Annotated in this window: 25 protein-coding genes and 1 pseudogene; 4 read left to right on the forward strand and 22 right to left on the reverse strand. The window is 62.5% G+C overall.

Annotated elements, in window-relative coordinates:
- Positions 1-409: 409 nt before the first annotated feature.
- Positions 410-1873 carry an amidohydrolase gene (locus WN982_RS37660; protein WP_341317042.1) on the forward strand — a complete coding sequence of 488 codons (1464 nt, stop codon included), beginning with the start codon at positions 410-412 and terminating at the stop codon, positions 1871-1873.
- 88 nt (positions 1874-1961) lie between these two features.
- On the opposite strand, the gene WN982_RS37665 is transcribed toward WN982_RS37660, so the two are convergent.
- The 17 genes from WN982_RS37665 to WN982_RS37745 form a co-directional block, all read right to left on the reverse strand.
- Positions 1962-3077, reverse strand: coding sequence for a porin (locus tag WN982_RS37665; RefSeq protein WP_341317043.1), 1116 nt, complete (start codon positions 3075-3077; stop codon positions 1962-1964).
- Positions 3078-3142: 65 nt separating this feature from the next.
- The gene (locus tag WN982_RS37670) at positions 3143-3835 is read right to left on the reverse strand and encodes an ethyl tert-butyl ether degradation protein EthD (RefSeq protein WP_341317044.1); all 693 of its coding nucleotides are present in this window, start codon (positions 3833-3835) and stop codon (positions 3143-3145) included.
- Positions 3836-3842: 7 nt separating this feature from the next.
- Entirely contained in the window at positions 3843-5303 is a 1461-nt protein-coding gene (locus WN982_RS37675; RefSeq protein ID WP_341317045.1) for a M20 family metallopeptidase, read from the reverse strand.
- Positions 5300-6793 carry an amidohydrolase gene (locus WN982_RS37680; protein ID WP_341317046.1) on the reverse strand — a complete coding sequence of 498 codons (1494 nt, stop codon included), beginning with the start codon at positions 6791-6793 and terminating at the stop codon, positions 5300-5302. Before WN982_RS37680 ends, WN982_RS37675 begins: the two co-directional genes overlap by 4 nt.
- A 290-nt stretch (positions 6794-7083) precedes the next feature.
- The gene (locus WN982_RS37685; protein ID WP_341317047.1) at positions 7084-8043 is read right to left on the reverse strand and encodes a LysR family transcriptional regulator; all 960 of its coding nucleotides are present in this window, start codon (positions 8041-8043) and stop codon (positions 7084-7086) included.
- A 364-nt stretch (positions 8044-8407) separates the two neighbouring features.
- Complete coding sequence (locus tag WN982_RS37690; RefSeq protein WP_341317048.1) at positions 8408-8605, reverse strand: hypothetical protein; 198 nt, start codon at positions 8603-8605, stop codon at positions 8408-8410.
- Between the two features lie 3 nt (positions 8606-8608).
- Positions 8609-9316, reverse strand: coding sequence for a hypothetical protein (locus WN982_RS37695; protein WP_341317049.1), 708 nt, complete (start codon positions 9314-9316; stop codon positions 8609-8611).
- A gap of 55 nt (positions 9317-9371) precedes the next feature.
- Entirely contained in the window at positions 9372-10514 is a 1143-nt protein-coding gene (locus WN982_RS37700; protein ID WP_341317050.1) for an asparaginase, read from the reverse strand.
- Positions 10511-10882 (reverse strand): non-heme iron oxygenase ferredoxin subunit, encoded by a 372-nt coding sequence (locus WN982_RS37705; RefSeq protein WP_341317051.1) that lies wholly within the window; start codon positions 10880-10882, stop codon positions 10511-10513. Before WN982_RS37705 ends, WN982_RS37700 begins: the two co-directional genes overlap by 4 nt.
- Positions 10879-11817: a dihydroorotate dehydrogenase gene (locus WN982_RS37710; RefSeq protein ID WP_341317052.1), complete on the reverse strand. Its 939-nt coding sequence runs from the start codon at positions 11815-11817 to the stop codon at positions 10879-10881. The genes WN982_RS37705 and WN982_RS37710 overlap by 4 nt, the downstream gene beginning before the upstream one ends.
- A complete protein-coding gene (locus tag WN982_RS37715) occupies positions 11811-12752 on the reverse strand; it encodes a dihydroorotate dehydrogenase electron transfer subunit (RefSeq protein WP_341317053.1) in 942 nt (313 codons plus the stop codon). The genes WN982_RS37710 and WN982_RS37715 overlap by 7 nt, the downstream gene beginning before the upstream one ends.
- Positions 12753-12766: 14 nt before the next feature.
- Positions 12767-13354 (reverse strand): nuclear transport factor 2 family protein, encoded by a 588-nt coding sequence (locus WN982_RS37720; RefSeq protein ID WP_341317054.1) that lies wholly within the window; start codon positions 13352-13354, stop codon positions 12767-12769.
- Entirely contained in the window at positions 13351-14610 is a 1260-nt protein-coding gene (locus WN982_RS37725) for an FAD-dependent oxidoreductase (RefSeq protein WP_341317055.1), read from the reverse strand. The genes WN982_RS37720 and WN982_RS37725 overlap by 4 nt, the downstream gene beginning before the upstream one ends.
- Entirely contained in the window at positions 14607-14981 is a 375-nt protein-coding gene (locus tag WN982_RS37730; protein ID WP_341317056.1) for a cupin domain-containing protein, read from the reverse strand. The genes WN982_RS37725 and WN982_RS37730 overlap by 4 nt, the downstream gene beginning before the upstream one ends.
- Entirely contained in the window at positions 14978-15394 is a 417-nt protein-coding gene (locus tag WN982_RS37735) for a cupin (protein ID WP_341317057.1), read from the reverse strand. Before WN982_RS37735 ends, WN982_RS37730 begins: the two co-directional genes overlap by 4 nt.
- Before the next feature lie 33 nt (positions 15395-15427).
- A complete protein-coding gene (locus WN982_RS37740) occupies positions 15428-15832 on the reverse strand; it encodes a hypothetical protein (protein ID WP_341317058.1) in 405 nt (134 codons plus the stop codon).
- 5 nt (positions 15833-15837) lie between these two features.
- A complete protein-coding gene (locus WN982_RS37745; RefSeq protein WP_341317059.1) occupies positions 15838-17127 on the reverse strand; it encodes an SRPBCC family protein in 1290 nt (429 codons plus the stop codon).
- A gap of 278 nt (positions 17128-17405) precedes the next feature.
- Here WN982_RS37745 and WN982_RS37750 point away from each other — a divergent pair, with 278 nt between their 5' ends.
- The 3 genes from WN982_RS37750 (at position 17406) to WN982_RS37760 (ending at position 20373) form a co-directional block, all read left to right on the forward strand.
- Positions 17406-17906 carry a TetR/AcrR family transcriptional regulator gene (locus WN982_RS37750; RefSeq protein ID WP_341317060.1) on the forward strand — a complete coding sequence of 167 codons (501 nt, stop codon included), beginning with the start codon at positions 17406-17408 and terminating at the stop codon, positions 17904-17906.
- A 234-nt stretch (positions 17907-18140) separates the two neighbouring features.
- Positions 18141-19490, forward strand: a complete 1350-nt coding sequence (locus tag WN982_RS37755; RefSeq protein ID WP_341317061.1) for an MFS transporter — start codon at positions 18141-18143, stop codon at positions 19488-19490.
- Positions 19491-19578: 88 nt separating this feature from the next.
- Entirely contained in the window at positions 19579-20373 is a 795-nt protein-coding gene (locus tag WN982_RS37760) for an aspartate/glutamate racemase family protein (protein ID WP_341317062.1), read from the forward strand.
- A 70-nt stretch (positions 20374-20443) separates the two neighbouring features.
- Here the strand turns inward: WN982_RS37760 and WN982_RS37765 are convergent, their stop codons facing one another.
- From WN982_RS37765 to WN982_RS37785, 5 genes and pseudogenes are all read right to left on the reverse strand, one after another.
- Positions 20444-21682, reverse strand: a complete 1239-nt coding sequence (locus WN982_RS37765; RefSeq protein ID WP_341317063.1) for a dienelactone hydrolase family protein — start codon at positions 21680-21682, stop codon at positions 20444-20446.
- A 51-nt stretch (positions 21683-21733) separates the two neighbouring features.
- Positions 21734-22450, reverse strand: a complete 717-nt coding sequence (locus tag WN982_RS37770; RefSeq protein ID WP_341317064.1) for an SDR family oxidoreductase — start codon at positions 22448-22450, stop codon at positions 21734-21736.
- Positions 22451-22517: 67 nt separating this feature from the next.
- A complete protein-coding gene (locus WN982_RS37775; protein WP_341317065.1) occupies positions 22518-22820 on the reverse strand; it encodes a zinc ribbon domain-containing protein in 303 nt (100 codons plus the stop codon).
- Complete coding sequence (locus WN982_RS37780) at positions 22817-23995, reverse strand: thiolase family protein (RefSeq protein WP_341317066.1); 1179 nt, start codon at positions 23993-23995, stop codon at positions 22817-22819. The genes WN982_RS37775 and WN982_RS37780 overlap by 4 nt, the downstream gene beginning before the upstream one ends.
- Before the next feature lie 25 nt (positions 23996-24020).
- Positions 24021-24221: pseudogene (locus tag WN982_RS37785) on the reverse strand (MFS transporter); the annotation flags it as partial.
- Positions 24222-24345: the final 124 nt, after the last annotated feature.

The raw sequence follows: 24345 nt of genomic DNA on the forward strand, positions 1-24345 counted from the left end.
GTCTGCCAGTGTGAATTGGCAGAGCGCCTCGCGGACCATGTGACCGGCTTGCGTCGCACGGCGCCGGCTGCGAGCGAACGTCTTTCCTCACGCGATTATGGGCAATCACGTTCGATTCAGCGATGCTCTCGCGCCATCGCGCGACTGAAGTTGAAGTTCACTGCGCGCGCCGTCACGCACGCGATACGTTACATCGTGAGTAGCGCTCCTCCGCGCCCTGCCGATACGTCACGCCAATCACGTCTTGAGCCGATCGCTCCATGCGCAACCAAAAGTGAACAGCGCCACCGGAACCGTCCTTCCTCTTGTCACCATCACGCAATACGCTAGAAAAAAGGCGGCGTCGACAACCCGTCCCTTTCCCTCATCGCATGTGCTGTGGGCGCGTGCAACAACGCCAGGAGCCGTAGTGAAACATATTGCAAAGGTGGTGGAACTCGTCGAGTCGAAGAAGGACGACTACATCGCGCTGGCCAACGACATCTGGTCACTTGCCGAAATGCGTTATGCCGAATTCGAATCGGCGGAACGGCACGCGTCAGCGATCGAAGCAGCCGGCTTTACTGTCACGCGCGGCGTCGCCGGCATGCCGACGGCGTTCATGGCGCAAGCCGGCAGCGGCGGCCCCGTGATCGGCTTTCTCGGCGAATACGACGCGCTCGCGGGCCTGAATCAGGAGAGCGGCGCCACGGCGTGCCGGCCCGCCGTGGGCGCGGCGAACGGCAACGGCCACGGCTGCGGCCACCATCTGCTCGGCACCGCATCGCATCTGGCCGCCGTCGTAGCGCGCGACTACTTCGCGGCGCATGGCATCGAGGCCACTGTTCGTTTCTACGGCTGCCCCGCGGAAGAAGCTGCGGCGGGCAAGACCTTCATGGCCCGCGCCGGTCTCTTCGACGATCTGGATGTCGCGTTGTGCTGGCATCCGTCGGTGGCCAACTCCGTCTTCATGAACGCGACGCTGGCCAACGTTCAGGCGTATTTCCGCTTTCACGGCAAGGCATCGCATGCCGCGCTCGCGCCGCACCTGGGGCGCAGTGCGCTCGATGCAGCCGAGCTGATGAATATCGGCGTCAATTATCTGCGCGAGCACATGCCCGATCAGGCTCGCGTCCATTTCGCCTACATCAACTCCGGCGGCATATCGACAAATGTCGTGCCGGCTCTTGCCGAGACGCTTTATACGATCCGCGCGCGAACGAGCCCCGAAGCGATCGAACTGTTCGAGCGCGTGAAGCAGATCGCAGAGGGTGCCGCACTGATGACCGGCACGCGTGTCGAGATGGTGTTCGACAAGGCCTGTTCCAACGTGCTGCACAACGACACCCTCGACACGGTGCTGGATCGGAACATGCAAGCCATCGGCAGCATGAACGTGACGGCGGACGAAGTCGCTTTCGCCGCGGAGATTCAGAAGACCATCAACCCTGACGATCTTGCGAATGCGTCCCGGCATTTCGCGGCGGCGCTGCGCGATCCTCGCCCGATCATTCCCGAGATCCTGCCGTATCGCCCGGACGTAGAGCGGCCAGTTACGGGCTCGACGGACGTCGGCGATGTGAGCTGGGCGGCGCCGACGACGCAATGCCTGACAGCCTGCTATGCATGGGGTACGGGCTTTCATTCATGGCAGATGGTTTCGCAAGGAAAGCTTTCGCTGGCTCACAAGGGCATGCTGCTCGCCGCCAAGACGCTCGCCGCCACCGGCATCGACCTCGCGGGACAACCCGAGACCTTGCGCGTTGCCCGTGAAGAACTGCATCGCAAACGCGGCATGAAGCCGTATCAATGTCCGATACCCGGCGACGTCACTCCGCCGCCGGCACGCGCTGCGGGCGCACTCGCACCTGCGTCGCAAGCCGTGACTGCCTGAGGTCACTTCACGTTCAATCGCTCGATTGCATAGCTCGCCTCACGCCAACGCGTGGGGCGATGCTCTGTTCAGAACGCCCGCGGCTCGATTAGAAGCGCTTGCGGATACCGATCGCAACCACGCTTTGATCATCGCCCGGTTGGCTCAACGAGCCGTTCGCCAACGTGGCGATCGCATTCTTCTGGTTGACGACATAGCCGAGGCGCACATAGAGGGCCGTCACTTTCGACAGGTTATAGTCGTAACCGAGCCCAAGCGCCAATGAATTCGACGCGGGCCTGCCCGCGACATTGCGATAGACGGCGGAGAACTTGACGTCGTTGGTCCCCTGCCGCGCATTCACGCCGATCATGTGCGTCGTGGCAATGCAATATTGCGCGTAATCCGGAACTGTCATGTTGAACTCATATGACAGTCTAACGCCGCCGAAGTCGTACATTGCGCCTGCGCCCAGCCACTTGTTCCTCACCGAAGGCAATGCCGCCGTCGGGTCCGTGCGGATGACATCGTAGAACGCGCCGACATACAGCGGTCCGTTCAGGTATTCCAGTTGGGCGCCCTGAAAGTAGCTTTTCGGATAGCCCGGAGTCGTGACGCCGCGCGGCGCGCCCATCACTTCGAACTGAAAGCCGCCAATGATCGGCGTCATATACGCGACCGCATTGCTGATCCGGGAGTCACCGATCGTCGCCGCCTTGCCGAGATCCAGGCTGAGCGCCGCCAGCGAGCCATAAGGAGAAAACGCGCCGACGCCATAGAACGGGTCGAGCGCGAGAGAGAGCTCGGTCGGATACTGGCGGCCCATTTTGATGCGCCCCCAGTCGTTCGAAATGAGCGAGATATTCGCTTCCCGGCTAAAGAACGTACTCTCGTTCTGCGCCGTGGTGCTGCCCGCCGTGCCGTTCGTCAGCTTGATGGCCGACTCCAGGTTAAAGCGCACGTAAAGGCCGCCGCCCAGTTGCTCGACGCCGAGAAAGCCGAATCGCGACGTCGCCCCCGCGCCGCTTTCCATGCCCAGAACTTCCTTGCTGCCCGCGTGGCTGTATTGCAGGCCGGCATCGGCGACGCCATACAGGATCGTTCCACTCGTGCCCACGAACGCATCCGGCACCAGAATCTGAAACGACTCACCGGCCCATGCATGTGATGCGCAAAGCAGTTCCGCGACGGCTAATGCGATGATGGTCTTCCCGCATTTTTTCATTTTCTACGTACTCCAAACCAATTGAAAGATTAATAGTTATTTGAAGCCAACCTGCCTGCGGACGATCAGATCCCGTTCACGAAGGACGTGCGCATCGCAAAGTGCTTTGCGCCACCGAAGAACGTGGGAAAGTTCTGGTTATCCGCCCGCATCCGCATGCGCACGGGCGACTCGAGCGCGCGCATCAACGCGTCGATCGAAGGAAACGTCAACTGGTTGCGCTGCATGTACGAGACGCGCTCGAAAGGCATCGCGTCGCACCAGTCAAGGCGAGTGAAGACCTGCACCTGAATCACGTCGGGATAGTCGAGCATGATTTGCGGATGGTGGCTGACGTAGTGGCGTAGCCACGCGTTGAAGTCCTCCGCCTGTCCGGCGTAGTGCACGAGGTAACTGCATGTTTCCTCGCCATCCGCGCCTGCCGGCAAGCGGCCGAGCGGCAGGAAAGTCCGCGTGAGCATGGCCTGCTGCGTCATCTGCTCGCCCGCAATATGCCGCCATAACGCGGAGCCGGCGAATTCGAGCAGTCGGCCTCCTGGCATCAATTGCGATTCCAGCGCCTCGATCGAATCGAATACGAGTCTCATCGCGGCACGCGGCGCGGCGCCGTCGCGATGATAAGTTTCGACGGCCGCCGGCCTGTGCAATTCGGCGCAGCGCAAATGCGGAATCCGCGCGAGCTCCGCGCGGAACTCGGCAAAAGCGTCGGCCTCCGCCGGCGACGTGTGTTCCCGAGCAGTCAGGAAGTAGGAAATCATGGTTACGTCAGACCTTCTCTTGTTCGGTTGAGGGATGCTCCGCCTTTCGCACGGGCGGCGCCTGCACGTCAGGAGGAATCGGGCTGACGTAGGGACGCCCGTCCGTATGAAGTGCGAGCTCGGCCTTCGCGGCCTCGATATGCACGGGGTCGAGGCACAATTGGACCGCCGTGCCGGCGATGACCTTCGCGGCGTGCACCAAGCCCTTGTGCGCAGCCGGCAGCTTGCCCTGCGCGACGAGCTGCCACGTGTGCATGTTCGTGCCGATCGCGTAGCACGCACCGAGATACTGCGCCGTCGGCACGATCCAGCTCACATCGCCGACGTCGCTCGAGCCCGTCAGCGTGCCAGGCTCATCGTGCAACAAAAGTGCGCGCACGCTCAGGCCACGTTCGTTCGGATCGCCGCGATACGACTCGATGCACTCGTGCAAATCGGCGTCGGTGATCCGCTGTGTCAGTTCGCTCGCGAATGCCTGGTCAACTTCGTCGAAAGGCGGTGCCCCGAGCGTCGCGAGCGTGTCCATCATCAATCGCTCGATCACCCCGTTGCGCAGCACGTTCGAGCATGCGCGATCGAATTCGATGCCGACCTGCGTATCGGTCATCAGCGCCGCGGCGCGTCCAATCTGCTCGACGCGGGCCACCAGTTGGCGGGCGTCGTCGAGATTGGGAGACCGCACAACGTACAACACTTCGGCATTGGCCTGCACCACGTTCGGCGCGTATCCACCGGCATCGGTGATCGCGTAATGCACCCGCGCATCCGATGGCATGTGCTCGCGCATGAAGTTCACGCCGACGTTCATGAGTTCGACGGCGTCCAGCGCGCTGCGGCCAAGATGCGGCGACGCGGCCGCATGAGACGCGATCCCCGCGAAACGGAACGCCATCTGAATGACGGCGAGGGACTTGTACTTGAACACGCCCGAATAGGGACCCGGATGCCAGGCCAGTGCCGCGTCGAGGTCGTCGAATGCATTTGCACGCGCCATGTAGGTCTTGCCCGCGCCGCCCTCTTCCGCGGGGCAACCGTAATAACGCACGATGCCCGGAAGCTGGTGGCGCGCGAGATAGTCGCGCGTCGCGATCGCCGCCAGCATCGCGCCGGCGCCGAGCAGATGGTGGCCGCACCCGTGACCATTCGCGCCCTCGCAAGCCGGCATCGGCTCGAACGCTCCCGCGACCTGGCTCATCTCTGAGAGCGCATCGTATTCACCGAGAAAGCCGATGACTGGACCATCCTCTCCGCACTGCGCGCTGAACGCCGTCGGAATGCCGCCGACATTGCGCGTCACGTGGAATCCTTCGCGCTCGAGCACGGCGAGCTGCGCTTCAACGGATTGAAACTCCTGCCAGCGCGTTTCGGCGAGCTCCCATATCTCGTCAGAGAGCCGGATCAAGCCATCCTTCTTCGCATCGACGAGAGCCGCTATTTCGGCCACGCGCTCATTCGACAACTGACTCACGATTGCACTCCTGCGTATTGCGACGGAAACGCGCCGCGCAACGTGCCTCGCCGGCGCGCATCACCGGCGGCAGCGGCGACGGGCGGCTCGACGTCGGACGGAATGGGACACTGGTACGCCGCGTCGGCCGACTGCTCCTGCAGCGCCCGTTTCGCGTCGGCGAGCGCGGCCGGATCGTGATACAGCGCTGCCGCCGTGACGGCCAGCACCTTGGCGGTATGCGTCATCCCCTTGTGGGCAAGCGACGACTTGCCCTGCGCGACCAGTTGCCATGAATGGAACGGCGTGCCGAGCGCGAAGCATGGCACGAGGCACCGGGCCGTCGGCACCACCCAACTGACGTCGCCCACGTCGGTCGAAGCGGCCAGCACGGGCGGAATCCGCTCCGCCGGCAAGACAGCGTCGTGGAGTTCGCCCTTCAGATGCGCAGCGCCGAATATGGCGAGGCTCGCGCGCGCTTCTTCCTTTGAAATGGCTTGCTGCATCTGGCGCGCGAAAGCCCGGTCGTCGTCGTCGAACGGGACGGGTCCGAGCGCCTGCATGCGCGCATACATCAGATCCGAGAGCGCCGGATTCGGGCGCATATTCGACATCGCCTTCTCGACGCGCGCGTGCATCGTCGTCTCGGTCATCATCGCGGCGCCCTCGGCGATCCGTAGCAGACGCGCATGGATCGACTGCACGACTTCAAGCTCGGGCGCGCGTATCTGGTAGACAACCTCCGCGCGAGCCTGCACGACGTTCGGCGCGCGGCCGCCCGTATCGTGAATCGCGTAGTGCAGGCGCGCGTCGGACGGAATGTGCTCGCGCAGGTAATTGGCCGCCACGTTCATCAACGCGACCGCGTCAAGCGCGCTGCGTCCGAGATGCGGCGCGGCGGCCGCATGAGCAGCCCGGCCGGAAAATGTGAAGCGCGCATGCAGTGTGGCGAGCGTCGACATTGCGTCGATCGCATAGATGCTGGACGGGTGCCACGTCAGCGCGGCGTCGACGTCGTCGAACACACCGGCACGCGTCATGAACGTCTTGCCCGCGCCGCCTTCCTCGGCGGGACAACCGTAATAGCGGATGCGGCCGGCGACACCTGTGTCGCGCAAATGATCGCGAACCGCCAGCGCGGCGAGCAACGCGGCGCTGCCCAGCAGATTGTGGCCGCAACCATGACCGTTGCCGGCATTCACGACCGGCGCGCGCGTCGCGGAGCCCGCGACCTGACTCAACTGGGGCAATGCATCGTACTCGCCCAGCAGGCCGATCACCGGTCCGTCCTCGCCCCATTCCGCAACGAACGCGGTCGGAATGCCCGCAAGGCCTTGCGTCACTCGAAAGCCTTCACGCGTCAGCTCTCTTATCTGAAGGTCGGCGGACACGTGTTCCGAGTAAGCGGTCTCCGCAAGGTCCCAGAGCCTGTCGCTCAGGTGCGTGCACAGCGCGCGATGAAGCTCGATGCGAGCGACCACGTCCCGTTCTGCTTCGTTGAGCTTCAACATAATGTGACTGATTGAAAGGTGTTTCAGTGCAGCGCGAGATTGCTCTGCAAGATCGACGATCGATGACTTGCGCGGTATGAGGATGCAGCGCGGTGGACACTTCGCTTGGGGCGAGGAAAAAGATCGCGGCACACCATCTCTTCATAACAAACGCCGGGGCACTGTCATCGGCGTGAGAAATGGTTATGTTTATTCGTTGACGGGTCAAACCGCGAAAAAAAAGATGCGCATGAAACGCGCGTCAAATTGCTGTGGCCCGGGTTTTGCTTTGTGCTGCGGCCAGCGCATTGCTAGGATTGGCTCAGCACGCATTCGACCGCATGAAAGACACGCCTGCTCATTGGGTCGGACGCATTGGCCTCGTCGAGAATGGTGTCCTTCAGGCTTTGAATGAAGACCTTCGCCGCCGCGCTTAGCGGGGTTCCGCGCCGATACATCAGGTTCACTTCCACTTCGGGGATGGTCTCCGTCACGGGCAGCACGCACAGCCCTTCTTTCGCGACGAGCAGTTCCGCGAGTGGCCAGGGCATGATCGAGAGGACGTCGGTGTTACAGATCAGGCCGATCATCATCGACGAGGAATGCGCGACGTGCACGCGCGGCTTGTAGCGGCGAAAGTACTCTCCGAACGGGCCGTCGCCTTCGGCGTCGTTTTCCGTGAAGTCGCGGTTCAACACCCAGCTCGCGCCCTTCAGTTGCGACAACGTGCGGCATTTCGCGAGCGGATGCCCCGCGCGTCCCACTACCGCGTAACCCGTGAGGAAGAGCGGCACTTGCTGGAATTCGTCCCGGCATGAAGGCGGACAGGCGCGATTCACCGAGAGGTCGAGTGTGCCGTCACGCAGTTTCGGTACGGCGACGCTCAGCAGGCTCTCGTAGAAGACGAGCCGCGTATCGGGCATTTCCTGCTCGAAGCGCTTCATGATGCCGCCAAGCAGCGCGATGGCGATCCACGTCGGCAGCGCAACCGTCAGCCGCTCCCTGCCCGCTCCGGAGAAGCGGTCCATCTCGTCTTGCGCGCGTCGCAACTGCTGAATCATCAGACGCGCATGCGCCAGCAAAGCCTGCCCAGCGTCAGTCAGAATGATCCCGGAGGCCTCGCGGACGATCAATGCCACGCCAACCTGGGCTTCGAGTTCGCGCATCGCCTTGGTGACCGCTGCCGGTGAAAGTTCGAGCGCCTTCGCTGCGTTGCGAATGCTTCCAGTATCGGAAATCGCGACGAGCGTGCGCAGTTGATGGATCTTCATGAGGGCGGTGTCTCCACATCCAGTTCGCAACCAAAAGTGAACGGGCTTACTTCCATTGATGCCCGCCGCAGCCCTTCTCGCCTGGTGCGCATGCGAACGGGTGCAGCTCCCTTGCGTGCCGATGGGCGGTATCGTCCTCGGATATCGGAGCACGTGACGGAACATGGTGCAAAGGTAATGCAGTCTGCCGCGTCAATAAAGCGAAAAGCGCGGCCTTGCCAAATCGACAGGCCGCACGACGCGTGGAGTGAATGACACGAGCGCAGACAGGCGGGAAAACGCACCAGGCGATGATGAATGCCGGAACGAAGACGCCGCGAGCAGCGAGGCCCCGGTCTTCCAGGGCCGACGGGCTCGCGCCGCATCAGAAGAAGTGCTGCACGCCGAAGCGCAGCGAGGCCTGCGAACTCGTCGACGAAGGAGCGAGCGACGGCAGGGCCGCCTTGGCGCCGCCGCTCGCGTGTTGATATGTCGCTTCGGCGTAAAGCATGGTGCGCACCGAAAGATGGTACAGGTCCGACAGCGCGACCGTGGTGTAGGCGTGGCCGTTGAGCCAGGTCATCGACTAGGGCTTCGGTGCGAGGAGCGTTTCTGCCCACATCGGGTGATGTATGTTGCTACCTTCAAACGGCGGGAATTTTTCGAAATCCGCACGCATCTCGTGTCTCACCGGCGAGTTCATCGCGCGCGTGATCGCTTCGGCGCTGTCGAACATCAGCTTGTTGCGCTGCATGTAGTGCACCCGTTTCCACGGCATCGCATCGACCCAATCGACCCGCGTGAAGATCTCGATTTCGCGCACGCCGTCAAAGAACTTCATGATCTGCGGATGATGCGACAGATAGTACGCAAGCCATTCGTCGAAATTCTCGGCGCGGCCCGGATAGTGAACGAGAAACTGGCAAGGCAGCGCCCCTTGCGGCACCTGCGCGTGCGAATCGAGCACCGGAAAAGGCCGCCTCGCCATGACCTGCTGCTCGACAGTACAGGTCGCGAGGCTTGGGTACTCGTCCCTCGCGAGTTGCTGCAGATGTCCGTCGGAGGCAATCGCCGACTCCAGATCAGCAAGGCGTTCGAAGTCGAGCTGCATGGCGAAGATCGGCGATGGACCGTCGTCCGTGTAATAGTCATTCGCCGCGGATGGCGTGTACAAGCGCGCGCGGCTCAATGCGGGCGTATTCTCCACGCACGCGCGGATACGCTGCCGATCCTCGTCGCTGATACGCGCACTCGGGTCGGGATGCTGGAAGGTGACGAGATAGGAGAATTGCATGTTCGGTCCGAGTGGTTCAATCGAATGGGTTGACGGCGCGGGCGGGCAATTCACTTCAAAGTTCGAGCAACATCCTTTGCACGGTGTCGCGATCCGCTTGGGCGCGATCACGCGGGGCCGCATTGTTCGTGCCGAAGCTGGCGAGTATCAGCATGAGTGCAATGCGCAACTTCTGCGGCGAGAGATCGCCACCTGCAACTAATCCGTCGGCGGCGAGGAAGCGCTGCTTCGGCACCGTGCCGCGAGGCGCGCGCGTGGCCTGCACGACCACCACACCGGCCGCGACGGCGGTGCAAAGCGCCTCGCGCTCTCCGGACGCGGGGCGCCCAGGCGCAAGCCCCGCGGAGACGATGCCGCGCGCACCCGCCGCGACAAACGCTTCGATTGCCGCGCCGTCCGCACCCGCATACGACATGGCAATGTCGATCCGCGGCAATGCAGTCGACGTTGCTGCATCCAGTATCGATGCAAAACGCGGGACCCGCCGCGACGGCCCCTCATCACGAAACACGCGACGTCGCCAGACCACGCCGGCATCCGCATCGATCCTGCCGAGCGGTCCATACGGCGCAGCCTCGAATGCCGCGAGTTCGAAGCTCGCCGCCTTGGTCACGTCACGCGCGGCGAAGAAGAGGCCGCCCATCGCAACGAGCACGCCCGCACCGCGCGAGTCCGGGGCGACGGCCAAGGCGACCGCGCCGCGCAGATTCGCCGCTGCGTCACTGCCATCCGTGTTTGCGGGGCGCTGAGCGCCCGTCAGCACCACGGGCTGATCGAGCTCCAGCACGAGGTCGAGAAACCAAGCGGTTTCCTCGAGCGTCGCCGTGCCGTGCGTGATCACGAAACCCGTCAACGCAGGATCGCTCGCAGCGGTGTCGCGGACCAGCGTGGCAAGCTCCAGCCAATCGCGCGGACCGATGGACACGCTCCCCAAACTGCGAAACGGCACAGGCACGATCTCGACATGCGGGACCAGCTCGCCCAAGCGTTGCAGCAGATCGTCGATCGGATGGATGACGCCGCTGTCGGCGTATTCGATCCAGTCGAACCGATGACGGCCATGCATCGCAAACGTGCCGCCGGTACCGATCACGGCGATGCGAGGACGCCTTGCAGGCGCAGCTTTTTCGCCGACGAACGTGGACACGGCGGTCGACACTGCGGGAGCAATCGGCTTTGTCACTTGAGCGCCGCTCATGCCTGCACCCTCACGAACAGCACGTCGGCCTCGACCTTGGTCTCGTGGTGCCGGGTGTCGCGCGACACAGGCGCGGCAAGCGCACGGCCCGTTCGCACATCCACCAGACCGGCATGTAGCGGACACTCCACTTCGTGCCCTTCGAATTCGCCATCGCTGAGCAAAGCCGCGCCGTGTGTGCAAATGTCGTCAAGCGCGTGAATCTCATCGTCGACACGGAACAGTCCGATCTTGACGCCCTCGATGTCGATGCCACGGCACGCGCGCGCGCCGAACACCTCGTCAAGCGATCCGATTGCAAACCAACCGTCGTCGCCACGCACATACTCGCGTGCGTCAGCGGAATTTATCTGAATCACTGCGTTCATAGCGCCACCCGTCGCTGGAGATCGACAGGTTCGTGCATCTTCACCGCGCCGATCAGGTCGGTGAGTTTTGCCACGCCGTGCCGCTTGCACCACTCTGTCAGATCGTCGATCAAGCGCGGCATCGCCGTCGGTGAAACGAAGTTCGCGGTGCCGACCTGCACCGCGCAGCAACCCGCGAGAAGAAACTCGAGCGCGTCCGCGGCCGTGGCAATGCCGCCGCATCCGATTACGGGAATCTTGACGGCCTGCACGCATTGATAGGCGATCCGCAGCATGATCGGCTTCGTGGCGGCGCCCGTGAGGCCGCCCATGACATTCGCCACACGCGGCCGGAATGTCTCGACATCGATCGCCATGGCAAGAATCGCGTTGCTCACCACGAGCGCATCCGCCCCCGCGTCTTGAGCAGCCAGCGCAACCTCGACGACGTTGCCCGCATTGGGCGTCATCTTCGGCCAGACAGGCAGCGAGGTCGCGGACTTCATCGCCTTGACCACTTGCCAGGTGGCTTCAGGATCCATGCCGAACGCCTGACCGTTCTTCTTCAGGTTGGGACAGGAGACATTCGCTTCGATCGCTGCGACGCCCGGTACACTGATTTTTTCCGCGAGCCTGCCGAACTCCTCGATCGTGTTGGCCGAAATGCTCGCGACGAGCGGCGGACTGTAGCGCCGGTAGTACGGGACAGTCTGTTCGACATAGTAGTCGCTGCCCTTGCTTGGGATGCCGATCGAAAAGAGCGTGGCGTCGCGAAACTCAGCGACACGCGGCGGCGGCACGCCTTCGCGCACGTCATGAGTAATCGTCTTGGTGACGATTGCGCCGAGACAGTTGAGGTCGAATATCTGCGATGTGCCTTCGGCGAAAGTACCCGACGCCGGCATCACCGGATTGGTGAGCTTGAGCGAACCGATATTGACACTGAGATCTACCATGATGTCGTTTCCTGAAGATCGAAGACCGGGCCTTCCCAGCACACACGGCGGTAACTAAGCTCCTGTGAACCCGCCTCTTTTCGAAATGGCCGCACGCATGCATAGCACGCTCCGTAACCGCAGCCCATGCGTTGTTCGAGCGCGACCTGACCAGGGATGTTCAACTGCGCGGCCACGCGTTGCAACATGACGAGCAGGCGGTTCGACCCGCACGTGCTGACGAATGTGATGCGCCGTTGCTCGTGAACTTTCCGGATCAGGCTCTCGACCTGGACCACGTCGCTGGTCTGCTCGTCATCGGTGACGGTGATGACATCGGCGCCCGCGGCTTTCAGATAATCGGCCGACATCATCAACGCATCACTGCGCGCGCTGAGGATTGCGGTGACATGCGCACCCGCCGCGATCGCCTGCTGCGCGAGCGGCGCCATCGTCGCGAGGCCGACGCCGCGGCCAAGCAGCAGGACGTGCGCCGGCTCCGCCGGTGCGGGAAGCCCGAAGCCGTTTCCGAGCGGACCCAGCGCGTCGAGCGTATCGCCCGGCTGAAGTTGGGCCAGGCCACGTGTTCCCGCGCCTTGCACCTTGTAGAGAAATTCGAGGCGGCCGTCTTCGGCGGCCACGCAGTAAATGCTCATTGGCCGACGCAGATAAGGCGTGTCGTCGTTCGAAGCCGGACACGCGAGATGAAAGAATTGCCCGGCGCGTGCAGTCAGCGCGAGTTCAGGCGCCGTCAGCACAAGATGCTTGTACTCCGCGTTGACCCATGCGTTCGAGCGCACCTGGCACTGGTTCTCCGCAATCGTCGCCGCACTCTGGCACGTGTGACCGACATCCGCGTTCGCGCGATCCGGACACAACGAGATCACGCACGCGGCCGCCACATCAGTGGCCGTCTCGCTTCGCGCCGCATTCGGGCCTGTCGAAAGTGTGTTCATAAGAATTCCATCCATCAAACGGTTCGGGTCATTTCGCCGAATCCGGACTTGCGCAATGCGGTCAACGAAGCGAAATCACTGGCTAGCGGCAACATCCGATCATCGGGCTCCATCATGTGAAGCTGCGTGAATCGCATTTCACTGACCAGCCACGTGCCGGAGGGCGTGCGCTCATACTTCTCTTCGGTGACCGCCCCAAGCAGTACCGCATGCGCGTCGTCATCACGCAGCGCGAGTTGCCAGAGCCGCCAGGTGCCGGTCGCGTGCATGGCGTCGGTGACTTCGAGTGCTTCACTCAGGTAGTAATGCATTGCGAAGCGCCAGGGCGAACGCTGAAACCATTCGCAAAGAGCGGCGCGTCCGACGAGATCGTTGCCGAATCCCGTGCCGCCGATCCACACTGCGCGTTCGGTGAAGCATGCGGCCTGTTGCAACGCGATTTCGCGCATCACATGTTGCGGCTGCCGTTGATAGTCGCTCGTGTATTTCGCATCGGCGAGCGCGGCGTAGCGTGCCTTCAACGAGCGGATCGCGTCGATCGCTTCGAGCCGGGCGACACGCGCCTCAAGCGAGCGTATCGGCGAATGACGTTCTGCCATCATGGCAGCTCCTTCAAAGGAACCGATGTGTCGGCCAATCGGCCTGCATCGATCCGCCTGCGAATGCTCACGAGACGTTCCAGATGCCGCCGTTCACGGCTCTGGTTGACCGTCACGCCTGCCGTCACGCAACCATCGCGCAGCGAAATCACCGTCGCATCCGCCGATGAAAGCGAACCGCGCACGACGATTTCATCTCCGGGTTCGTGCACGCCCGTCACCTGAATTGCGTGGCCGAGTTGATCCGTCCACATCCATTGAATCTCTGTATACGGTTCCGCTCGCCCAGTGATGATCTCAGCTACGGCACGCGCCTGGTTCTCGGCGTTGCGCCACGTTTCCTGTCTGACGTGGCGACTGGAAGCGCTGTCCAATGTGCATGCCGCGTCTCCGGCGGCGTAAAGCCAGGGCGCGGAAGGGCTGCGGCAGAATGCGTCGACCAATACGCCGCGTTCGTCCGAGAGTCCTGTGCCGCGCAGGAACGCGGGATTGCAGTCGACGCCGATCGCGATCAACACGCAGTCGGCATCGATGCTCACCGGCGCGCCGTCCTGCAGCGCGTCGATGCGCAATGCCAACCCGCAGCCGCCAGCTGCGCCCGCGCGAACGATCCCGGTGACATTGACCCGTGTTCGCAGGTCAACGCCCTTCGCGGCATGTTCCTGTGCAAGCCACCCAGCGACCTGCGGAGGCAGACAGCGCCCCATGATGCCTTCGCCCGCCTCCAGCACCGTCACCGGCACGCCGAGACGAATCGCGGACGAGGCCACTTCCATCCCAATGACGCCCGCGCCGATGATCGAGAGTTTGCGGCAGCCTTCGAGCGACGAGCGCAACGCGAGGCAATCGTCCAGCGTGCGCAGCACATGCACGCCTTCGATGGGCCGCGTGAGAAAACGCGGACGCCTCGCGAGGCCGCCCGTCGCGACGACCAGCAGATCGAAGTCGACGGTTGCGCCGTTGTCCAGATGCAGGCGCCGCGAATCGACCTCGAGTTTCCGCGCGCTCGCGCGCACACGCTCGATGCCGGCTCGCGTCAGCGACTCGCTGGTCCAATAGTCAGACGAGGTCAGCACGAGACTGTCTTGCGTCTTCGTACCCAGCAGCAGCTCTTTCGACAGCGCGGGACGCTCGTACGGCGCATGCGGTTCGTCGCCGATCAGCGTGACTCGCCCGGCATGGCCAAGGGCCTTCAGATGCTGGGCGACGCGTCCGCCGGCATGACCCGCGCCGACGATCGCGACATGTGGCGAGCTCATTCTTGCGGCCCCTTGTTTGCTTCTGCGTTGCACGTCACGCGATACAGCACGCAGCTTGCCGTGACGCAACGATAGCGGCGGGCTTCGCGCGGCGGGATCAGGATGGCCTCGCCCGCCGAGAGGACGTAGTGCTCATCCGCTGCGACGATGTCGACGCGCCCTTCCAGCACTGCGGCGAGTTCTTCGCCAAGAAGGCCTGCTTCGAGTTCGACCTGCTCGTCGCATTGCATCCGTTGAGTCGACGCTGAAAGCGCCGCGCCATCGGCGACATTTCGCTGGACCGGCAACTGGGCCGCCACGCCTTCAGAGGGAATGGCCGGCAACAGCGTGCAATGCGCGGCGCCGGCATTCGACGGAATCGCTTCGCTCACGATGCGTTCTCCCGATTGGCCAGCGGGTAATAGGGAGCTTCGTCGTCGCTGCGATATTCGGCACGCGGCGGCGTCACCACGTTCAGACGCATGCTCATGCCCGCGCCTTCGTAGGTGTTGACGCCGTAGTGACTCAAGCCGGCGGGAATGATCATGCCCTCGCCCGTGTTCAGGCGCCGCTCGATCTCCTCGCCGTTGTCGTGCACCTCGAAAATCGAACAACCGCCCTTGATCTGCAACGACGCCTCTTCTCCGTGGCTGTGCGCTTTCGCGGGCAGGCCGTGGCCCGCCGTTTCGACAAACTTGATGACCGCGACGCTCATCGTCTCGCCGATCATCGTCTTCATGTAGAGGCCGTCGGCGACAACCTCCTTGAGTGCGTGGTCAACACCAAAAATGCGGCACTTGGGCATGATCTGGTCCTTTACTGACCGAACGCGTGAGCGTCAGATGGCGGGGCGCATGGAAAACGTTTCGTCCGCCACGAAGCGGAAGGGATCGTATCCGTCGATCACGAAAGGCTGCTGATAGAACTCGATAGCGGGCGCGACTTCGGCCAGCGACAGCAGCAGATACATCAGCGTCTTTGCGTCTTCGGGCAGCTTGTCCAGTTCGAACTGGTTGAGCCATGCCACGATGTCGTCGACCCTGGCGAGCATCGCGTCCTTGAATTCGACGATGGCGGCCATGCCCGCCGTATGGCGCCGCGTCGTGCGTTCGGTTTCGGTCGGCAACGCCCACGCGTCGACAAACCGGTTCAGCTCTTCGAAGGCGGCCGGCAGCGGAGCGCGTGACGATGCGTCCTTCGTGAGATCCGCGCGCTTAGTGACGACGATGACTTTCTGTTCCATGACCTTTACTCCACAGTGGCTTCGGCTTGCGCCAACAGGCGTTCGATGACGTGATAGCTGTGCCGCACCAGCAGTTCGTTGTCCTGCAGCACCATGAATTTCTTCACGCCGGTTTCTGCCGCCCGTTGCGTACGTTCGAGCGTGCTGAGGTCTTCGAGCAGCACGTCGCGCAAAGCCACTTTCATGTACTCGAGGAAAAAGCGGCCACCTGGCGTCGTCATTTCGGGGTAGTACACGCGCGCTTCGAAAAGCGTCTTGTTATGCGCGATTGGACGGAAGTTGTAGGCCTGGCAGTAGTTGGGACGCAGCGACAGATAGAAGTCCGGAAACATCACATTGATGTCGAACAGCCAGTTCTCGCTCTTGGTCCAGTTGACGCCCTTGGGCAACGCATCGAGCGGGAACTCATGACGCGCGCTGCCGATACCCGCGCGCAATGCGGACGCGGCGATCGGGCGCTTCGAACCCGCGTCGGACAACGCTTCGGCCGCGGCCGCGCCGCCCGAGGTCACCGCTTTCGGGTTCCCATAGACCGACTTCTGGTTGCCCGCCAGCGACAGACGTCGATGGAACTCGCCACACAGCGCGTCGAGCGGCGGCATGCTGCCACCCGCGCTCCTGTCGATGGCGTCGGCGATCGAATTGCCATGCACATACGCGACGTGATACGCCTCCTGGAACGCGTCGAGCGCGAGCTTCCAGTTGCAGTCGACCACCGTTTCCCACGCGAAGCCCACCTTCAGCTTGTCGAACGGATAGCCTTCGACCTCTCCGTACATCGGCCTGAGAAAGTCGGCGAGCGAGAGCTCGGGCTGCGGGTCCATGTTGACGAAGATGAATCCTTGCCATACATCGCACGCGACGCGCGTCAGTGCGTAGTCTTTGAAGTCGAGCCCGAAAAAACATTGCTCGTCCGGAACGCCTGTCAGGTTGCCGTCCAGGTCGTACGCCCAGCCGTGGAACTTGCAGAAGAATTTGCGCGTATGTCCGGTCTTGTCATACGCAATCTGATTCAGCCGATGCGAGCAGACGTTGTGCATCGCGCGAATCTCACCGTCCTTGTTGCGCACGACGATGATCTCCGTGTCGCAAGCGTCGAGCTTCTTGACGAAGTAGTCGCCCGCCTCCGGGATTTCCTCGACACGACCGACCTGCAGCCAGGTCTTCTTGAAGATGTGCGCCTTCTCGCGCTCGTAGTACTCGGGCGAGATATAGGGCTCGACGGGAATCAGTCCAGAGCCTAGTTCCGCGTAGCGCGCGGTCAACGTGCCCTCCGGGGCGGGAATCGCATTCATGAACGGCGTCCTTCGTGAGGTGAAAGCTGAATCACTGAATAATGAATGTCATTCTGTTTTCAACCAAAACCGCTGTCAAGCGCTTTGTGAAAACTTTTTGAAGCCGCGCCGATGGCGAGGCATCCAGCGCACAGGCGATTGTTAGAATGGCGAGTCAATCAGTTGAATCACCTACCGAAGGAGGAGTGGTGCCGCAGGTAAAAAAAGCAGAAATTCGCGAGGCAATTTTGGCGTCAGCCTTCGCAGCATTCAGCCGCAAAGGCTATTCGGCGACCACGATGACAGAGATCGCGCGCGAGGCGGGGACCACCGTGGCAAACCTGTATGTGTACTTCGATTCGAAACTGATCATCCTGTATGAGATCTATCAGCCGTGGCTGACTCGGCAACTGCACGCGCTGCGCACCGAGGTGATGCTGCTGTCGAATCCGCGCAGCAAGATTCGCCGTATCATCAGCGGAATCTGGGCGGATATTCCGGCGGCCGATCATGCTTTTGCCAACTCGCTCATCGACGCGCTGGCGACCGCGCCAGCAGACCTTCGCAAGCCGGTCAATCTGCTGCAACCCGTCGAGGTGTTCGTGACGCAGCTTTTGCTCGACTCGCTTCCGCCGGAACGGGCCGGCGTAGTCCACGGCGATTTGCTGTCTCACCTCATCTGGATGGCGTTCGATGGATTCGTCATCAATCACCGTATCGGCGACGATCGCGACATCGACAAAATCTCGGGCATGATGGCCGACCTGCTGCTTGGCGAGCAGGAGTCGGAAGCGCGCTAGCAGTTCATCCGCGACGAAGCGGAATTTTGAAAACTTTGACAGCACGCAAAAAAGAATGCCATTCTGTATTTAGGCTGCTGCCTTTAGCGGCCGGACTCCCTAATCCTCTGATTGTTCACGGCGTAAGACCTCGCTGCGGCGCACACTGAATCGGCGCTGGAGCGCGGACCGAACCTGCCGGACAATCAGGTGGTCGGGCAATCAATGGCGTTACTATTTGCCTGAGGTGCTGGCATGGCCGCAATCTCCGAAAACGCGCAATTACGTTCGTTCAACCCGCCGTCCAGAACCACGTATCTGGTCCTGGTCCTGTGTTTCCTGACGATCGTCGCCGAGGGCTACGACATCGGTGTGATGGGAACGATCGTCCCGTCCCTGCTGAGCGATCCCGTCTGGAAGCTCACCCCGATGGAAATCGGCGCCATGGGCAGTGCCGCCCTGTTCGGCACCTTGTTTGGGTCGTATTTCATCAGCGTGATCAGCGACCTGGTCGGCAGAAAACTGCTGCTGATCAGTTGTGTCGCCCTCTTCTCGCTGTCGATGCTCGGCGCAGCGTGGGCGCCGACGCCGTTCGTGTTCTCCGTTAGCCGGTTCATTGGCGGGCTCGGCCTTGGAGGAGTCATTTCAGCGGCAGCGGCGCTGACCGTCGAATATTCGCCGTCTGACAAGCGCAATCTGAATTTCGCGCTGATGTACTCGGGCTACTCGCTCGGTGCGCTGCTATCCGCGGTCATCGGTATTTTCTTTGTGCAATCGCACGGATGGCGCTTCGTCGTTGCGCTAGGGGCGAGTCCGCTGCTAGCGCTTCCTCTTCTCGTGTGGCTTCTGCCTGAATCACTCGACTTTCTGCTTGCGAAGGGCGAAGAAACTCAGGCGAAGACTTTGGCCCAACGCCTGGGTATCGATTCATCCGTGTTTCAACGTGCAAGCCGCAGCGCGGCACCGAAACCCTCGCTTGGCGCCGTGTTCCGCGAAGTGTTCTCGCCGCAAAATTTCTGGGCAACGGTTTGTCTGTGGGTTGCGCAGGTTGCCGCCGTGCTGGTGATTTACGGTTTGGGCACGTGGCTGCCGCAACTCATGCGCAAGCTCGGTTATGACCTCGGTTCGAGCCTGTCGTTTCTCGCGGTGTTCATGCTGTCGTCCGCGTTGGGCGGCATCCTCATCGGTCAGATTAGCGACCGCCTGGGCGCGCGCAAGACCATCGTTGCGGGCTATATCATAGGCGCGCTCTCGGTGTGCGGCCTCACCCTCAAGGGAAGCCTCGTCTTCAACTATGTGCTCGTCGCACTCGCCGGCTTTGGCAGCATTGGCGTCGCGATGGTTCAGTTGGGCTTCATCGCCAACTTCTACCGCGCACATGCGCGTGCGAGCGCGACCGGATGGGCCGTTGGCATTGGACGTTTTGGCGCGATGAGCGGTCCGATGGTCGGCGCCTATCTCGCCGCGCACAACGTCGAAGTCCAATGGAATTTCTACGCGTTTGCCGCCTCCGCACTCGTTGCTGCGCTGGCGATTGCTTTGACTGGCAACCCGCAGTCACGCGTGGCGCGTGTCGACTCGTCGAGCGTTTCGCTGGAAGGCTGAATGGATTTGCAAAGCACGCGCAGGTCGCGAGGCACTCAGCATTGACGCACTGCGCACTTTCCCCAAAACAGACAACGGAGACAAATCGATGAGCATCGGCTTGGGCACCCTGGCCCGGATCGGTCATCTCTATCCGTCTGGAGGACTCTGCGACTTCGAGGTTCAGTTGATGGCGCCCGAGGGCGTGCAGTTCGTGACAACGCGCTTGCCGTTCCGCGATACGTCACTCGAATCCGACACGAAGATCATCGACAACCTTGAATACCATGCGGGCTTGCTCGCCGACGCGAAAGTCGATCTGATCGCGTTGAATTGCACGGCGGCAGGTGTGGTCAATGGCCCCGACGCAATCAGGCGGCGAATCACGGACGCGACGGGCATTGCCGCCGTGACGACGATTGATGCGGTACTCGCTGCTTTGGAAGCACTGTCGGCCTCAAGAATTGCGTTGCTGACACCCTATCGGCAAGAGGTCGTACTGAAGGAAATAGGCTTTCTGCGCGCACATGGGATCGACGTCGTTGGCCACGCAAGCCAGCCATGCCAGACGCCTTTGGAGCAGGCGGCCATCACGCCGGAATCCTGGCTCCATCTTGCGGCAGGAATCGCAGGCAGCTTTGACGCCTTATTGATAAGTTGTGCAGGTATTCAAGTCAGCCCGGTGATCGAGACGCTTGAAAACGAGGTCGGGGTTCCCGTCGTCACGAGCAATGCCGCTTTGCTTTGGTATTGCCTGTGCCGGTTCGGAATTGTCGAGCGGCCTACGGGCTACGGCTCACTTCTCGCGAAGATTCTCGCCCGCGGACCGGCTCTGCCCGATGCGGGCACCACGACTTTGCAAGAAGTATCGCCAGCCGCGTCACTTGCTCAACGTACGATATAGCTCGTTGGCGCGCGCCTCGCCACTGCGGTAAGGCACGCTTAGCCGGCTGAAGCCGGCCACGCACCGCGCTTCAGACCGGCTTGCCTTCGCTGCTGGCCCAGTTGCGCATCAGCGTATTGCTCGACAAGCTTTCGTCGATCAACTTCTTTGCGGTTTGGATTCCGGCAATCGGCAACCCGGTTGGATCGAGCACGCCGATCTGCACCAGCACCGACGCTTGATCCCAATAGATGTGCTCGTTGTAAAGCTTGTCACCGCGGAAATGAACGACGGCAAGCATCGGGATCTCGATGTACTTGCCCGTCGGCGCAAGACCCGGCAACAGCCAGTCGATTTCGCGATCGTGAGTCGCACAAAAAATAAATTCGTCGACGAGGCGATCCGCGCCGATGGTGCGTGAAATCGGAATGAGCCGCGTATCGTCGGGATTGGCGTAGACGAAATGGTATTTGTAAAAGCGCTTGAGTTGATCGTGGCCGACGCCGCCCGTCATCGTCGGAATGTGATTGACATACGGCTCGGCAACCATCGTGGGCAACACGGCGTCGACATCGCGCGCGGCGAATTCGTAGTAGCAGTGCAACTCCCACAAATCATTCAGATCGTAGACGGGCCCGAGCACCTTGCGCAGAATCGCGAGCGTGCGCGAATAGGCCATCATCGCGGCCGGCTTGTCGAAGTGCTCGCGCTCCGGCGTGGCGAACGCGTGGTCGCAACCGGCGTAGACATACTGCTCAATTCGCGGATTCGCACACAGCGCGGCCTGGATCTTCTCGCGCGTCGCCGGCGGGCAAAGCGCATCATTGCCCGCAAAGTGGAACACCATCGGACAGTGAATCGACGGCACCTCGTGCAAGAACGCGTCCAGACCCACGCCGTAGTAACTCACCGCGCAGTCGACATCGGTTCGCGCAGCGGCAAGCATCGCCAGCTTGCCGCCGAGGCAGTATCCGAGCGCACCGACCTTGCCGGCCTGTTGCGGCAGCGCGCGCAGTGCCTTGAGGGTCGACGCGATGTCCTGGACCGCGAGCGTCAGGTCGAGCCGCGCGTTGTAGTCGAGCGCCGCGGCAAAGTCCTCGTCGCCATAGCCCAGCTCGACGCGCGGCTTCATTCGCCAGAACAGATCCGGCACCAGCACCACATAGCCTTCTTCCGCGAAGCGGTCGGCCATGGACTTCATATATCCGTTGATGCCGAAAATTTCCTGCAACAGGACGAGGCCGGGCCCCGAGCCCTGTTTGGGCTTCGCAAGATAAGCGGAAAACGTCGCCCCGTTATCTCCGTTGATCTGAATGAACTCGCCGCTCATGATGCTTTCCCTTTCGTTTCTGAAGTGCTTGAGTTGTGGCTTCCGAACCGTTCACACGACGCCCGAAAGACTCTTCTGCGCCGCCTGCCGGTCCGCAGCCAGGCCGGCCGCAAGCTGTTGCGCCATCGCGCCGACGTAGACTTCATCGACGCCGTTCGCGAGCGCCGCAAGCGCTGCGTCGACGACCTCGGTGACCGAGAGTTTCGGCGGGGGAAAATCGCGGCTCATGTCGGTATCGATCGCGCCGGGAAGAATCGACAGCACGCGCACGCCGTGCGGCGCGAGCTCGGCCCGCACGCCTTCGGTCATGCGCAGCGCGGCCGCCTTCGACGCACACAGCGATGCCATCGACGGCAACGTGACTCGCGCGAGAATCGATGACACATTGACGATTACGCCACCCCCGCGTTGCAACGATGGCGTGAACGCCCGGATCATGTTCAGCGTGCCGAAGTAATTGACCTCCATCTCGGCGCGCGCCGCGTCGCGATCATTCGCTGCAAGCATGGGCTCGAGCCGATTGATGCCCGCGTTGTTCACGAGCAGATTTGCATCGCTTGCGACGGCTGCCGCCCGCGCCACCTGCTGCGGGGTCGTAATATCGAGCTCGACCGGCACGACACGAGCATCGCGATACGCCAGAGTCCGAACATCCCGCGCGCCCGCGTATACCTTGCGCGCGCCCTCTTCCAGCAACTTCGCCACGAAGCTCGCACCGACACCGCGATTGGCGCCCGTCACGAACGCGACACAGCCTTCAACTTGCATACTTACCTCCGAATGTTCAGCCTGCCTGGACCTGTGCCACTGCGCCACGATCCGCTGAATGCGCCCATCAAATCCCGTAAGCGAGAATGCGGCCCGCGTCGTCGATGTCGATACGCACCGCGTCGCCCGATCGCATTGCGCGATCGAGCCGCGCGATCACAATGGGCCCGGCGCTCGTCACCACGCTCGCAAGATGCACATCGCGACCGCCCTCTGCCCCGACGCGATGACGCACAACGGTCGTCTCGGCGACGAAGCCGCCCTCCACCGCGCGCTTGACCCACTCGGCGCCGCCGCATGCGGGGCAGCAATAGCGCGCGGGGAACAGCGCCGATCCACACTGCTTGCACTGGAACACGTGGAATGTCATTGCGCACCTCGCCGATCTCGCTCGAGCACCACCGCATTCGCGCACATGCCGTAACGATACTCAACCATGCCGTAGCCGCTCACGACCGCGCGTTGCGCGTCGCGCACCTGGCGCTCGCCCGCCGCGCCGCGCAACTGCGTGATCGCCTCGACGAGGCCGTGCATGCCGCCCGCGGCGCCCGCCTGTCCCGCAGACAACTGGCCGCCGGATGTGTTGACGGCAAGCTCGCGCAAGCCGATGCGCGCGATCAACGCGCGCAGATCGCCGTCCGGAGCAAAGCCGAGATCGGCAAGTTGCGCGAGAACCATCACGGGGTAGTCGTCGTAGACGGATACCAGGTCCATGTCGTCCGGCGTGAGCCCGGCTTTGCGCCAGAGATCGTCGGCAATCGCCGCGAGCGAGGTCTGCAGGCCATCGTCCGACTGGTGGTCGGGGTTGTACAGACATTGCAGCGCAAGCACGCGCACGTTCACCGTGTGGCGCACCAAATCGGCGCGCGCGAGGATCACGGCATTCGCACCGCTCACGACCGGCACGCAATCGAAGCGGCCAAGCGGCTCGGCGACCATCGGCGCGTCGAGATACGCGTCGATCGTCAGCGGCGTGCGATAGACAGCCTGCGGGTTCTGCGCGGCCCAGCCGCGTTGCGCGACGCACAGCGCGCCGTAATCGCGGCGCGTCAGGCCATGCCGTTTCGCATGACGCTGCGTGAGCATGGCGAACAGACTGTTCGGGCCGCCGTTCTCGAGCGGACGCAGCAAGTTGCGTGTCGTCAGGTTGTAATGCTCGACCAGTTGCTTGAAGTCGGCGGGTTCGAAACGGTCGCCGGACACCAGCGCGATGACCTTCGCGTCGCCGTGCTGAATCGCGCGGATCGCGTGCTGAAGCAGGTTGATCGCGCTCGCGCCGCCGTGGCAATCGTCCATGCACCAGCGCGGGCTGAGGCCGAGGCGCCACGCGACGTCGATGGCGTGATCGGGCGCGAGCGTGAAGGACGCCACGCCGAGGCCGTCCACGTCCTTCGCCGACAAACCCGACTCGGCGAGCGCCGCGCCGAACGCTTGCGCAAGCAGATCTCCGGTGGACGCCGCCGTCGGCTGACGGCGGTACGGCACCTCGACGGCCGCCGTCAGCAGCACATCATGGAGCACGTCAGGGAAGTGGCTGAATGGCATGAGGGATGTCCTTGCATCGTCGGAATCAATGCTCACGCCGCACCGCGGTTTCGTGCGTGAACAGCAGCGTGATCACGGTGATCATGCCCATCGTCATCAGCAGCACAGCCACCGGCCAGGCCGCGTGATAGTGCGCGAGCAACGCGGTCGCAATGAGCGGCGACAGTCCTCCCGCGAACACCGAAGCGATCTCGTGCCCGAGTGCGAGGCCTGAGTAACGCACCTTGGGCCGGCGACTCGCCGATGTGCTCCCGCTGTGTGCTTGCGGCAGAAAACGTTCGCGTGCTTGCCATCTTGAGCTCCTGGTGTGCATCCGGAGATGCACTCGACGTTGCTGATGCGTCTGCCGT

The organism is Paraburkholderia sp. IMGN_8, from assembly GCF_038050405.1.
GTDB lineage: Bacteria > Pseudomonadota > Gammaproteobacteria > Burkholderiales > Burkholderiaceae > Paraburkholderia.